This is a genomic window from Alteromonas sp. KUL49 (genome assembly GCF_006538345.1).
Taxonomy (GTDB): Bacteria; Pseudomonadota; Gammaproteobacteria; order Enterobacterales; family Alteromonadaceae; genus Alteromonas.
On sequence record NZ_BJKL01000010.1, the window covers coordinates 15261 to 30827 of the forward strand.

General features: G+C 44.8%; 7 protein-coding genes. 2 read left to right on the top strand and 5 right to left on the bottom strand.

All coding sequences use genetic code 11. The features are described 5' to 3' along the window. Positions 1 to 68 precede the first annotated feature (68 nt). The 5 genes from EYS00_RS16285 to EYS00_RS16305 all read right to left on the bottom strand — a co-directional run bounded on the left by EYS00_RS16285 (position 69) and on the right by EYS00_RS16305 (position 12425). Positions 69 to 587, bottom strand: a complete 519-nt coding sequence (locus EYS00_RS16285; RefSeq protein WP_130638507.1) for a hypothetical protein — start codon at positions 585 to 587, stop codon at positions 69 to 71. 14 nt (positions 588 to 601) lie between these two features. Beyond that, positions 602 to 3640 carry a BNR-4 repeat-containing protein gene (locus EYS00_RS16290; protein WP_130638509.1) on the bottom strand — a complete coding sequence of 1013 codons (3039 nt, stop codon included), beginning with the start codon at positions 3638 to 3640 and terminating at the stop codon, positions 602 to 604. 234 nt (positions 3641 to 3874) lie between these two features. Further along, positions 3875 to 5407: a BNR-4 repeat-containing protein gene (locus EYS00_RS16295; RefSeq protein ID WP_165399410.1), complete on the bottom strand. Its 1533-nt coding sequence runs from the start codon at positions 5405 to 5407 to the stop codon at positions 3875 to 3877. Positions 5408 to 5450: 43 nt separating this feature from the next. Next, complete coding sequence (locus tag EYS00_RS16300; protein ID WP_130638513.1) at positions 5451 to 8936, bottom strand: glycosyl hydrolase; 3486 nt, start codon at positions 8934 to 8936, stop codon at positions 5451 to 5453. 207 nt (positions 8937 to 9143) lie between these two features. Beyond that, positions 9144 to 12425, bottom strand: a complete 3282-nt coding sequence (locus tag EYS00_RS16305; protein WP_130638515.1) for a glycosyl hydrolase — start codon at positions 12423 to 12425, stop codon at positions 9144 to 9146. A 114-nt stretch (positions 12426 to 12539) separates the two neighbouring features. On the opposite strand from EYS00_RS16305, the gene EYS00_RS16310 reads away from it, so the two are divergent. Both EYS00_RS16310 and EYS00_RS16315 read left to right on the top strand, forming a co-directional pair. After that, positions 12540 to 15068, top strand: a complete 2529-nt coding sequence (locus EYS00_RS16310; protein WP_242618796.1) for a heparin lyase I family protein — start codon at positions 12540 to 12542, stop codon at positions 15066 to 15068. Positions 15069 to 15171: 103 nt separating this feature from the next. Further along, positions 15172 to 15555 carry a VOC family protein gene (locus EYS00_RS16315; protein ID WP_130638517.1) on the top strand — a complete coding sequence of 128 codons (384 nt, stop codon included), beginning with the start codon at positions 15172 to 15174 and terminating at the stop codon, positions 15553 to 15555. Positions 15556 to 15567: the final 12 nt, after the last annotated feature.

The following is a 15567-nucleotide window of genomic DNA, read 5'->3' on the forward strand; positions in this document are numbered from 1 at the left end:
CCTATTTCTGCTGCAATAACAAAGCCCGTGAACGACAATCACGGGCTTTGAATGGTTCTACATCCAGACTATCGACTTGTTCTTACTCTCGCAAACACCGTTGCGAAACTCAGAAGAATCAACCCGAACAGCGCTGGAACCGACACTGACGTTGCACTGATATCATTAAAAAACTCATCTTGAGCGAACACATCAGTCAATAACAAGTCTGCGCCCACACTATCATCTAACGCTGTGAACGCAGCTTGACCGAGCAAAAATGAGGTCCCCAAAAAGTCACTCCAATCAAATTCGAAACCAATTTGAATTATTAAAAAACCAAAGTCGTCAAACGCGTCATCGAAATAGGTATTCAAAAAAACATCATTGGTGACAGAGAAACTATCAAAGCTCAATAGCGTATCGTCAAAGGCAAATTCTACTTCCAGAAAATCTAACGCAGGATTTGCATTATTGATGTAAAAATCAACAAGCACGATATCATTGGTATCGTAAGTTGGTTGGTCGCTTTGATAAGAAATAACACTCGCATTTGCTACGCAACCAAACATAAACAATAAAAACATAGCTACTAGTTTGAATTTCATCGATTACTTGCTCCTTATTGTGTAGCGCATCGCGGTCGCGTGCACAATTTGCTCAAACCACGAGTATCTCTCTTGTCGACTTTACCATCGCGGTTAAAGTCATATCTCAAATGCATGGCAATAGGCGTTCTTCCTCGTAGCCCACGAGAAAAAATCCGCACATCATGCTTATCAACATCATTATCATTGTCAAAGTCGCCAAACAGCGATACGTTCAACAGCAAAGTTGCCTCGCTCATTTTATTATTGCTATCAGTAGCGACTACCTTGAGTTCATAGGTACCCACGGTTAAATCAAGCAATTCAGACGGGAAATCTTCACCTCCCCAAATATATGGAGGTTCATAGAGCTCACGCACAAATCCGTCATCCAAGTACAACCCTACGCTAACGATATCGATGTCACCGCTCGATGATGCCGCTGACGCCTCAACGGACAGTCCCTTGTATCCGGTCATAATGTCTATCTCAGAAGTTACAAAAGATACTTCAGGGCCGGGAAGTTCCGTAACTGTTAGTGTCATAGTACTCTCCCCTGTCAGTCCCTCATTATCCACAGCTACCGCGGTAAAGGTGTGTGTTCCCGCCATAAGCGGCTCAGGGTTTGGTTCGTGCCTATCTAACCACCCCATAGCACCAAACTCATAAGGCGCGAAAGAGTGACCAAAATTCCACGGTGAGCGTGTGTCGACTCGCACTAGCTCTCCATTGCGATACAAAGTAACTGACTGGATGGTTCTACCTTCCACGGGAGACGCTGCTTGTACAGTGATACTCAGCTTTTCATACCCTTCTTGCAACGTCAGTTGTTCATCAGGCCACGTGACGACAGGAGGCTGCGCAGCACCATTAACCGTTAGTGTCATTGATGCTTCAGATTGCTCTCCGGTGCTATCAACCGCTACAGCAGTAAAAAGATATTCTCCAGCCGTCAGCGGATTTGGATTTGGGGTGTGAGTGTCTAACCATCCCATCGCACCTGTTTCATGGGGTTTAGAGCCATGACCAAACAAATAGGGTAGTGAATCGTCAACCCTGACTAGTTCACCATCGATATACAGGGTAACAGACTCAATGGTACGTTCTGCTACAGGACTAACTGCATCAATAGTAAGACTCAACTTGTCATAGCCTTCATCTACGGTGAGGGAGTTAGAGGGAAAAGAAACAACAGGCGCGTTGGATTGTACATTCACCACCATAGTCGCGGTGCCCGTATCACCTTCGCTGTCTAACGCCACTGCTCTAAAAACATGTGTCCCGGGAGACAATGGGTTTGGATTTGGCTCGTGGGTCTCTAACCAACCCATCGCACCAGTTTCATGAGGTTTAGAGCCGTGGCCAAATAAATAAGGCAGCGAATCATCCACTCGAACTAATTGGTCATCTATATACAATGACACCGACTCAATAGTACGGCCCTCAACAGGACTCTCCGCTGTTACTGTAAGAGAAAGTTTGTCGAAACCAAACTCAAGTGTTTGCGAAGGTACCGGAAAAGAGACAACCGGTGCATTCGCCTCACTCTCAAGACCTAAATCGATCACTTGTAAGTAAAGTGGCATTGCGTTGCCAGACGTCTTTTCCATCAGATAGTAGTATACCTTGCCATCTTTGATATACAGGGTACCATGGTCGAAGACTGGCCCGTCAGTAGCTTCATAAACACGAACAAAAGCATTGGTGCCACCGTTCGCTCGCTCTACATAAGGTCGGCCACCCGCTAAACCAACAATATAAATATTGTCGCCAGCAGTATAGATTTGGGATGCACCGGTAAAGTCTGTGGTAGTGATAAATTCATCAGCTCCCGCAGGCTTGTATGAGTGAAGATAGACTTCTTGAAAATCAGCGCGATTGCGGTCTGTAGAGCGCACCTTACTGATAATATGAATGTCACCTTTAGCGGTTACTGTCCAATCAAAACTACCCACGATATATACCGAGTTAGCTTCTTCATGACTGATGTAATCACCGGGCTCAAGTACTTTGATCTCGTCAGAGTTTACTAGCGGCCATGTCATTGCCTCGCCACTGTGATTAAACCATTGCCCAAAACCTTCAGGGTGGTCTGAATACGCGTAAAAAATACCATTTTGATAGAGGTATTTATCGGTGTTATCACTGCTACGTTGCTGAAATCCGACACGCAATTTACCATTGACGTACTTCATGTTTCCGTAGAGGCCCCAGTTATACTCGTTACCTTCGTTCTTCTGATTATTCAAATTGAACTTTGTGAAGGTAGACCACGTCTCACTCGCAGCGTCATAACGATTAAACACATAGGCACCATTATTGTTTCCACCCAAACGCATATAGAGCAATAGCGTACCGTCTGTCGTGGTAAAAAACTTGGGATAGGTCAATCGTGCAAAGTTTCCTTTATCGGCAATATCGCCTGTCATGGAGATGTGTTTGTAATCATCTTCGCCCTGACTAATGCTACTGGTGTCCTTCACAAATTTATCGAGGGTAAATTCGTCATTTGGTAGGTCCGCTGCGCCAGCAACACTGAAGGAATATCGAAAGAAATCATCTTTAAACACGCCTCCGTGATTATTATCGTCGTAGGCGTGCATATCGTACACCATGTGAATAGTGCCGTTAATCGGACTCACCGCTAATCCAATGGTGTTGTGCGATTCACCGATAAGCGGATTACCTCGAAACCCCGTATGGCGATGGGGGAATTCAATGGTAGCAATGTCACCATTCAAGGTGTTGTATCGCGTCAGCATCACATTCCGCTCAGATTTCCCTCCCTTGTACCACGTCATGAAAACGTAGTGTTTGTAGGTTTTTACTGCATCACCGTGTGCTGAAATGTTTCTTCCGAAGAAGTAATCGTATTTTTCTCCTGTATCAGCGGTATCTACATTGCCGTAATTCAAATCAACACCATCAAAGTGAAGACCAATGTCAGTGATCTTCACTTGTTGCTCCAGTGTGACTTGTGCCTGTACTACTGTGTGACTGAATAGTAAAAATGAAACCAGCAGTATTTTTACTGCTGTAATGCAATTTATGCATTTGAGTTTTTGACCAAACATAGGATATGTACTCATCGTTATAAAGTTGTGGTGTGTGGATTCACCGACCGTATGGACACATCACACATATTCGGTCAGCGACCGACATACCCTATAACAACAAATTAACAAGATCACTAAATTTAAATCTTTTTTAATCACAAATAATCACAAAGTATAATAAAACTTAACAAAATAAGTAAATAACATATAAAATATAGTAATTTAACGAAATTCAAAATCAATCAAAACAAATCACAAGTCATTCAAGTTAATGATTTGTAAATACGTAGTTCGCTTATCTCCCACCCCATCAGCAAGTAGATAGTAGTAAAGCTTTCCGTTCTTAACATGCACTATGCCTTTGGTAAAGTTGGAGGAACGTCGTGTACCCTGATAGACACGCTCGAATTCGTTAGTTCCACCTGAAGCCCTCTCCACATAAGGTTGGCCATTTTCCAATCCAATGACATAAATATTGCCACCTGAGGTATAGAGATTATCTGCACCAACAAAGTCGGATGTAGTGATGAATTCAGTGTGACCTGCTGGCTTATAGTGATGTAAATGTACTGTGTGCTTATTCTCTCTATCTAGTACACGACTGATAATGTGCACATCTCCGTTTTCTGTAATGGTCCAGTCAAATCCCCCTGTAATCTGAACGCCATTTACTTGTTGAGTTTCAACCCAATCCCCTGGCTCAGTGACGAGCGCTGGTGTGGCGTCAATAAGCGGCAAGTCGATAGGATTACCCCGGTAGTCTCTCCATGCTGATTGCCCGAGTGGATCATCGGAATACAAAAAATACACGCCATTTTGATAGCGGTACCTATCGGTTTTATTATTCAACCTCCGTTGAAAGGCGAAGCCCAGTTTCCCGTCGGCAAACTTCATATTACCGTAGTTACTCCAATTGAATTCGAGCCCGTCTTCTTTAACATTGAGCTTATTAATGCTGTTAAAGCTCGTCCATACACCGTCGCTTATGTAACTAGTAAAAATGCCCTTTCCATCGTGAGATGTCCCCTGTCTTATGTAAAAAAACAAATCACCCTGCTCGTTGAGGAAAAACTTAGGATAAGTGAGCTTTGCATGAGCATCATGATCCTCGCTACCTGTCATGGAAAGATGCTTATAGTCATCGTCTCCTTCGCTATGTTCACTGGTATCGCGCACAAATAACGACAAATCGAAAGCTTCGTCTGCTGCAGATGCCGCACCCGCTACACTATATGAGTATCGGAAATAGTCCTTCTTGAAACTTCCATTCCCTCCAGTATCGGAATTGCGATTGTATGCGTGTAAGTCAAATACGAGGTGTATAGTTTCGTCTTTTGGGCTTATTCCTAGGGCGATTGTGTTGTGAGTCTCTCCGATCCACCAGCGCCCAACTAACCCTGTATGTTGATGTGGAAACTCAATATGCACTAATCGTCCGGTTTTGGTATTAAGTCTGGATAGCATCACGTGTCGGTCGTGTTTACCACCGCGATACCAAGTCATAAAAACATAATGTTTATAAGTTTTTATTGCGTCTCCATGAGGCACGATAGCGCTACCGTACATATAGTTATATTTATCGTCTGGTGAGTCGTTCGACGCTAGCGCTTCACGCACATCAGGCATCTTTTCACCATCAAAATACAGAGCGCTATCTGTAATATGGATTTCTTGCTCTAAATAAATTGAAGATGTAGGTGCTTGAACTAATTCATCGGTTGACGAACAACTACACAAGGCAAAAACGCAAGTAAAAAGGGTCACAACACGACCAGCTGTTGTCATAAAAGATACTCCTCGATAAAAAACATGGTGCGCGGTCGAAACGTCATTCAACCGCATCTTGTAAAAGTGATAATGTGCGAAGCGGTCGCAAAACAACGGGCCCCATCAGGCCTGTTGGTTGCAATGGCGTGTTCTTGTTGATACGCGTTTCAAAAGTAATGTTGCTGTTAAATTCTTTAGGGCCGAAAGCATCGGGAAAGGCATCAGGGTATTGTGCATCACCTACTAAACGGTTATTCCAGGTGGTTGCCACTTCGATAGTCAATCGATTGTCGCCGGCTATTAAATACTTGCTAATATCTGAACGCAGAGGACGGGACCACAGGGTATCTAAGACGTTGCCGTTTAGGATAACTCTGGCAATAACACCAACCTCGCCTAGTTCAAGATACCAATGCAGCCCCTCCTTCAATAACTCTTCAGACATGGTAAATGCCGTCGAATAATCAATACGTCCTGAATAATGCTTGATGGCGAGGTTGTTGTGTTCTGTTAGTGACGAAAGTGAGTCTACCGTCATACTGATAGGAACGTCTCTGTTACTTTCAAAGGTTAGTTCCCACGGTTGGTCGAGGACGATACTAGCGGGTATATCATTAACGTCTATAGACAACCCCTCACCTTTGGCAAAGCTGATGTCATACGTACCGTTATTCTGCGTATTCAACCTTAAATCTTGACCATCAACCACCTCTGGCGCAGTCCAAAGCTCAGGGCTTATGCGCTCTCCATTCAACGCAATGTGAGTGATTGAGTTGTATGTGGTTAACGAATCACTTGCCTTTTCAAATACCACAAATACCGAACCAAAACCGTCGAGTTGTATTGGTAAGGTCACCGAATGAGGATTCGCTTCATATTGAGCAGCAGCAAAGTATCTACCTGTTACTGCGTCCCATAGTTGTGGAGCTCCCATGCCATCAGCTAGGCGAAATTGTGGTGAAATATCAACAGAGGTCTGAGTTTGATTTGCGATAAAGAAAATGTCATGAGTATCACTACTTCTGTGACTCCAAATGACTGAATCAGGCAAACCTGCGATGTCTGGCGTTAGGCCAATTGCACTGAGTACATCGCTTAAATCTTGATTGGATTCAGATTGGTAGAATACATACCCCAACCCATAATTTGCTTTGATGATGCGTTGCCCATCAATACTTTGCCACAGAGCATTAGCACTCGTTCGAATCCTTTCATCTGCAGAAGGAAAGCCTTGCAGGCTCGGCGAATGTGCCGGTGCTGGCCCGTAAATTGTGCCCCCGTCGGCTACTAAGATTTGCAGTTTTTCTAGTACCTCTGGGCGCATCGAGGAGCTTGGTGGCAACACCAGTAGCTTGAAATTCATACCGCTAGGTAACTGAAAATAGCCATCATTAACTGATAAGCCATTGAGTATGACCTCAGCGTTGATGAAGTCGTAGGAATAGCCGTCAGGTACCGAAGGAGACAACTCCCCGGTCATTTTGGGTGTATCCTCACCAATAAAATACATAAGATCAGCAACGTAGTGCCCTTGTTGCATCATGTAATTGGCGCGCATCACATAGTTAATCCAGCTGTCCATATGACTAAACCACGTATTGTTGCGGTTGAACTCAGATCCGAACCATGCGTTTACCCCGGGCAATTTATCGTCATACGCTTGCTGAATATATACGTGAAGCAGTGTGTGGTTAATGCCTTCAACAAAAGACCAGTCACCACGCTTTTTAAAATTCCACGGGTGATTTTGAAATCCATCACTGCGGCCTGCCGTAAACGACTCTGACATTACCGTACGATGACCATATATATGTGCTGCTGACGACGCAGCTTTGAGTTCTATTGCTCCCAAATTACCAGAAGCCCAAAACTCACCACTCAATATATCTGCCTGGCCACCATATTGCAGAAACTCTCCAGGAAAACCCCAGTGACCATAGTTTTCTAGCCACAGCTTCAAACCATGGTCGTGTGCCCGTTCTCTAAGCCCTGCGGTGTATTCATAAGACACACTATCGGCAACAAAGCGGCGAACATCCCACAAAAAACGTTCACTTTGGGTCACACTGTTAACGACTCGGCCGCTATAAACCGGAAGGAATGGGATGGGATCGTAACCATACTTAGCTTCAAATTTTGATGCAAAGTCGTCAGTCCAATTTTGCGCACCCTGCTCATAACTATCGACCACTACGTACTTGAGGGCTGTTCGTTTTTCTGTTGGCATCAAAGTGAGTAATTTACCAACGTAAGCATCAAAGTGCTGTTGTGCTATTTGTTTGCTGAGTTTGTCAATTTCTAGGCCTTTTGCAGCAGCACTCGATGGTCCATTCATCGTACCTGTGGGGCGCATAAAGTAATGCATGACTGTCCACTGCCCCTCGGGCACATTCCACTGCAAAGTTTCCTCGTTGGTTAAGTGGGTTAAATCCAAAACTTCAGCTTGTGAAATTGCCAAAGTAGCATCATCAAATGGTGTGGGTTCAGGCCACAAATAACTGTCGAAACGAGGCTGAGGTTTCGGGTACACCTTTGCCAATTTTTTCTCTACGTATCGCTCTAACTTGTACCCGCTTGATAACACTAACTCCTTAATGCCTGCACTCACACCTTGATAACGTCGATCTTGCTTAAAGTCGGTCAAAACAAGTCTATATTCCTGTGCAGTAACAGGAGGAAAACTAACTACAATAGGCGCGTCATGCTCTGGACCAATGGAGGCCATATCTCTTGGCCGTTGTATGCCAAATTCAGTCACTGCTTGATACTCGCCTACTGAATTTTTTGCTAACAGTGTTGCTTGGGCTGAGAATGTATTGTGCGGATAAATTTCTAATGTGCGAACCTGGATACTCTCTTCGTGTGCAAAATCTAGATACAAAGATTCAGACACAGCTTCATTAACGTCTTTTTTTGCACTATTGCTAAATGCCTCAGGGAACAGATAATGTGTAGACATGTCATTATCCAACAGGGCCGAGGGCGCCTGTGTGTGTAGTACCTCACCATCAACAGGGTATGATCCGGTTACAGAGGTTTGGGGATGACTCAAACGCACATTTTCATCAGGTGGCGTCTTAAACGCTAGTACCTTAACAGATTGGTAGAACCCCTCAGGGGTTTCAAAATCAATGGTAGTTTGTGTGCCTCCCGTCACCGAATATTCACGGGCATCGAGGTATCTCATCGATTGAGACTCATCTACCCATGGACCGCCTGACTGACTCCAACCAGGGGAGTTAAACAAACCGATATCGATGTTATATTCTGCGGCTTTCTCAACGGCAAACTGCAAATGCTCCCACCATTCGTCGCTCAAGGCTTGCACATCACCATAACCACCAACACTCGGCTTTAAGTGAATAATACCGATCAACGCAGTGCTTATTCCCGCTTCTTGCATCGCCTTAAGATCATGCTCAATACCTGCTTTAGAAATATGGTCGTTCACCCAGTACCAATACACCCAGGGTTTCACCGCGCTCGGCGGCGAAAGAAAGTTTGCACGGAGTTCCTCAGGTGACGCATGATAGAACGCATCAGGCATAGGAGAACTAGGCGTATAAAGTTCCCGATTGAGGTGCGGTGCGTCGTTACATCCAGTGATTGTAAAAAAACATGTGAACACGAGCACCGGGATAATTCTGGAAGCCCGTTGACTGATACCCACTACTACTGCACTCCTATTTATTATTTCCACTGCAAGCACATTTATTTTGCACTCTTCATCAAAAGCAAAAAGGTGCGCAAACTACTACCCCTCGTAGATCAATCGCACTGGCCCCAGTAAACCTGCGGGTTGAAGCGTTTTGGGTTGTTTTTCAAAAAAGTTGTAGCCTGTAAAAGTCAACCGCTGACTTTCGGGGGGTGGTTCATTTGCATTAATCCAAGGGACAGTATCACCGGTCATCTGATAGCCACTAGTATCAGGCAAAGCCTCGTCTCCAATAAGTCGGTTAACCCAAGTGTTAGTAATTTCGATGCTTAACTTATTTTCACCAATACGGACTGCTTGGCTAATATCTACGGCAAAGGGGGGTTTCCAAAGTGTAGCAATTGATTGACCGTTTACGGCGACTTCAGCAATTTGTTGAACGTCACCCAAGTCTAAGTAAAGTGGTTGACCTGATTGTAATTGTTCAGCGGTTACTGTGAGATTTCTGTGGTAGGTTGCTGTCCCTGAATAGTGCTTGATATCCTTGTTGTTATGGGTTGTCCAGTCTGTTAGTTCAGACATAACGACTTGCCCAGGCCCACCCCGAACAGGGTTAAAAACAACCTTCCACGGACCATCCAGGTTAAGTATAGTTTGTGTAGTTGCATCATTTTCATAAATAGCACTGACTAGCTGACTGTGAGTTCCATCGAAAGTAGGGGTATTGCTATCCCTACGTATCAAAACAAATCTTCCGGCATAGGGTTCAAGGGCTAGCTCGGTAACAAGGCGATTTTTATTTCGTAAATAGTTGGGGAGACTTTCTATGCTACCGTCGTCAATATTCCAAATCTCGGGAACGCCATCACCCTGTCTCAGATCGACAGTGAGCTTTCGAAACACAGGTTGATCATTGTAAAAGTAATACAAGTCATTTTGCCCGATTCGTCGGTGCGCAAAGAATTTAGCTGGAACCTGATCTATCTTGAGGTCTGGTTCAAACCCCAAATGTTCGATGGATTCAATTAAACTGAAACTGCTTACCCTGCCTTTTTTATAATTGAGAACTATCGGCTGAGTTTCATTGCCTGCCCCCCATAGTTCATCAGCAATCCTTGAAAACTCAGCTTGCGCTGACCATTCACTAAACCCGATGACCCGTTGGGGCTTTTCACCAATCACGGTTGCTCCCTCCTCTACGAGCGCTTTTATACGCTTAAGGGTTTTTAGGTGCATGTAATCGGTGCTGACCAAATGAAGTGCTTTGTAGCGCGTGCCCTCAGGAAGGGTTAACCAACCGTCCTTTACCGTGACGCGATTAAGCAACACATCGGTATTGGTATAGTCGTACCCATATCCGTCCGGGACACCTGTGTTATTACCATTCCCCACGCGCAATGGTGCTCTGTCGCCAAGATGTATTAAAAAATCTGCATCAGGCACTCCCTGTTGTAACAGGTACGCCCCCCTTGCTAGATAGTCAAACCATGCTACTCCACCATTACTCCACCAAGTTTGGGTGCGATCGATATGAGATCCAATGGAATCCATTGTCATACCCGGCTTAACATGATTATTAGGTTGGTGAGCAAAACGATGAAACATAGTTTCGTTAATACCTCGTGCCCACATTTTATCGCCGTAATGCTTGTAAAAATAAGGATGGCCATACCAATTTACGGTTCTTATCGACGTAAACGACTCCGCTGAAATAATTGGCTTGCCGTAGATATGCCCTGATGAAATGGCAGCCATTACTCGCCCATTGTAGACTTGGTCTCTTACCCAAAACTCTCCCATTAAACGGTCCGCCTGTCCCCCAGACGCTAACTCATCAAACGGCCCCCAACCATAGGGTTCAATATAAGATTCCAATCCATACTTTCTCGACAGGCGGGTAAATTCGCCAAAATAGTTTTCAACCATTAAATCGGACAAATGTTGGCGAAACTCCTGAAGTATAGCCCCTGTATGCTCCCCAGACTCAATCACACGCCCCGTCATCAGAGGCAGCCAAGGAATAAAGTCATAGCCAAACTTGTCACTAAAACTACGCTCGATGTCTCGTGTCCAGTTTTGTCCCCCAACTTCATAACTATCAATCTCAGTTGTTCTAAGAGATTCGATTCCACGCTCCTTTGCCATTTTTGCGAGCTTTCCTACGTATTGTTCGAAATGATACTCCAATGCAGCAGCATCAAATTTATCCACTTCGAGTCCCTCACCTTCAACCGTCGCCGGAACGTTAAATGCTCCCGTACTGGTGTAACCAAACCGTAGCAATCGCCAACTACCATCAGGTACATACACGCCTTGTTGGGGGATCTCACCTCTGTTTAGCACTAAAATATCTTCTTGTTTAATGATGGCATCCGGGTGGATGCGTGGTGCCATGTGCAAGCGTCCTCGCTCCATCGAATTCATCGATAACCAATCATCAATACGAGGTTCAGACCATAAGTCAAAGCGTTTCAAGGTGATAGGCTTATCAAACACAATACGAAAGAAGGTCGCGGTATAGCCATCTTGCTCATCACTAACCAACTGAGGACTAAACGTCCACATTCTGGCGCCGGTGCGTGGACGGCGAAGCTTTTCAACTACCGTGGTGTAGTTGATCCCATCACTCGACACCTGTAATGAAGCCTCGCCATGACGGTTAGGAGTTTCAATTTGCAAGCTTCTCAGTGTTGCGGGTTGCGCAAGCGCTACTTCGACCCAGTATTCTTCTGTATCATTTTTGGTAAAAGTGAGCTCCGTGTCCCAATCGGCGTCTTTGAGCACCGCCGCATCTTCTCTTTCTTCAGAAGTTCTCAATGTGGCGTCTAAAAAATCATTATTGCGATTAAATTGCGTCGTTGGCACCGCAATTACGGCTACATCTTCGTACAGGCCTTCCGCAAATCCAGGCTGTGGTGGAAACACCCGATTTCCGCCCTCAACAGTCAACTCTGACCATGTAACTCTTTTCATCGACATTTCTGGTGTTACCCATGGGCCGCCGCTCGAGGTCCAGCCATCAGCATTGTGAATGCCAAACTCAATATTGTTTTCATCGGCTTGTTTCGCCGCATGCAGCAAATGCTCAAAAAACTCATCTGTATTAAAGCGTACTGGTCCTCTCGAGGAATACGGCCAATTACGACGGTGTACATGAAAGAAGATGGCTCCACCGATACCTGCTTCGCGCATTGCCTGAAAGTCTTCAGTAAACCCGGGTTTGCTCATATTGCCGTTCATGGCGTGCATCCAAGTTTTCGGCAAATAGGGACTCGGCGGATTAACAAAGTCTTCGAACGATAAGTTGTCTGCGAATACTGAACAATGAATAGTGAAATGAACAGTAATTACCCACGCCAAGCACTTTAAAACGCGTAACATTGAAGATTTCCCGTGTTACAAAATGATTTATTTTGTTAAATTATGATTAATTGTGAAATAATATGCAAACTCTAACACCCTAATCATGTTCACGCTGTACGGGAAAACCATCACATGAATATCAGCAAAACTCCCTCGACGTTTTGGGCGTCTCGTCTTCAGTCTTTTGTTATGGCAACGTTTCTTGTAGCCGGTGGTTACGTGATGGTGGCGTGTTCATCCACATCTGACGAAAGTGATGCACTGCTAGCAAGCGATGCTTTTGAAGCTCAAAGACGTGCGTTAATCGAGAAGCTGGCACCAACGGATGGCGTATTTGATACTCTTAACGCCCAAGTCGTAGAGGGTGATGAGGAAAGTGCGGCTTATTGGCGTTGGCGCACCGACCAATATCTCTACGGTCAATATCCCGAGTATCAAGCTATTTACGACGCCTACACCAAAGACAAAAGCTTTAATGAAATCTACGGCGCATTGGAAGAGAACCTAGGGCCCAAAAAGCCACAGCCAGCAGTATTACCTGAACTTCCTGATGGCTATTTTAGCGACAATTTACTCGGTAACCCACACACAGGATGGCATCATGTTAACGAAAATAAGGTATACATCACGTATCAAGGAGAGCTAACCGATCCATATATCGCACGCTACGATTTGGTGACACAAGAATGGCAGGGGCCAATAAGAGCAGCCGAAAGTACACTATCAAAAGGCGATAGAAAAATAGACAGTCACGGGCGTCCAATCATTGAGCAAGACAGTGAAGGCCATCTACATATCGTTTATGGTGGTCACGGCGGAGAACGTGAAGATGGACTCAACCCCATGTCTATCGATACGCCTCATGCTGGTGGTCGAATGCTCCATGTGAGATCGGTAAACCCTCACGACATTAGTAAATTTGAATACGTTGACGACATATCCCCTTTCGCGTCCTATACCAAAAGCTACACCATGGCCAACGGAGATATATACTTGTTCACCCGAGCAGGAACCCACAAATCACCCTGGGTATATTACAAAATGAAGTCTGGCGAGACGCGTTTTGAACCGCCTGTGGTGATAACTTGGCCAACGCCTCAGATAGACCACCCCATTAACGTTGATACTTTTTACATCAGTCCGCTAAAGGTGTCTGACACGGAAATCGCGATAAGCTATTTGTGGCACGAATGTAACTTCTTAGAGATCCACGATAAAACGAATTACAGTCGTATCAACACTTACTATATGCGAATGGATACCACCACAGATACCTTTTACAACGCTCAGGGTGAGGCCATTACTTTGCCCATTACCTTGGATGTTGCTGACGCTTCAATGCTGGCGTTTGACTCAACTAACAGGAAAGAAACGCCGTTCTCCACAAGACCCATTGTACTAGACTCTGGCGCTCCCGCCGTCGCTTATCTAGCAAGAATCAACGACTTTCGAGAGTGGCGAATGACTACCTACAACGACGGTACATGGACTCATAGTCTACCCATGCCCGGTACGGTAACCCGCACCTTAGTTAATGATTCTAATCAAGTGATCGACAATGTGCTTGCCCTCGAGCCGCTCAAAAGCGAGGGAAGTCACTTCAGATCGGTCGTTGTATATAAAGATACCAACGGAACGACTCACTTTGCAGAGGCGACGAGTATCAACGGCAATGACTGGGTAGTCACTAAAGTCAACGTAAGTCTAACGGGTGCAAGGTTTGAACTTGAACCGATAAAGAACAATGCAGGTCAAACGGAAGCCGTGCTCGTTAATATTAGACGAGGCGGTGCTCAACGACTCTACCTTTGGCAAGATGGAGAGTTTCGTGCACCAAAGGTTTCTGTGACTGCAGAGTCATTTGAAAATGGTGGCTGGAATGCTGCTTCTCCGAGGGGGTTCACCCCAGGATTAGATCCTCAACTTGATAAAAATTTTATGTTTAACCAAATGCAAAGCGACGAGGCCTTTACTATTTCCAACGACATCGTTCGTCATGGAAACTTTTCAGCGCGGCTCTTCTGGCACCAAACAAATCCAGCAAGCTTCAATGGCAACCCATCTAGATTAGATAATGTAGACCGTAAAGCCATGTTTCACGGTTATAAATCTCCTACTGTCATGGGAGCAGAGGCTTGGTACGGATTCAGTTTCTATTTCCCCAGCCAGGGTACTCAAACTGAAGACAATGCATGGTTGTTCTTTCAAATTCACGGTAGTGCTGATAAACACCTCAAAGAGCATTCCAGAAACCCTCCTTTTAGCCTTACTCTTGATGAAAATGGAATGAGAGGTGCTTGGAAATGGGATCCTCACGAGGATAGTCCTACTCGCAACGGTGATGGTACAGAGATATTTAGATTACCAGGCGAAAAACAGCACTACTTAGATAGATGGGTAGATTTTGTGTTGCATGTAAAAGTAGATTATTCCGATAGCAAAAGAGGGCTGATTGAGCTTTGGGTCGATGGTGAAAAGGTGTTAAACGAACACAACGTTCAATTTGGATATAACGATGTTAAAGGAATTTATCCTTCGTGGGGCATGTACTTTAACGGTGATGTGAGCGTCATGAGAAATGACCACTACTTGTACTTAGACGACATCAAAATGTCTTACTCATCAGCAGCCCGTTATGAACATGTTGCACCATCACAATAAAACGCAACGACAAAAAACTCTCATTCATGTGTGAATTAACGCGCAAAATCATTTAACGTAGTTAGCGTTAACTGTAAACCCAACTTAGATAAGTGGAGTTTTTTTGCTAAATTCAATACATCACGCAGCTATCATATGTTCTGATTATGAGGTGTCTAAGCATTTCTATACGTCGGTTGTTGGCCTCGACATCATTGCCGAAAATTACCGAGCGCACAGAAATTCTTACAAGCTAGACCTGAGACTTCCCAACGGTAGCCAAGTAGAACTATTCTCTTTTCCAAACGCGCCGGAAAGACCGAGTTTTCCGGAAGCTCAGGGTTTAAGACATTTGGCTTTTAACGTCACGTCTGTTGAAGCGGTTCGAGATTACCTTGTATCTAAAGGCGTTGAAGTTGAGGAGATCAGAGTCGATGAATATACAGGGAAAAAATTCACGTTTTTCAGTGACCCAGATGGTCTGCCCCTTGAGCTTTACGAGGAATAACAAACTCTTTGG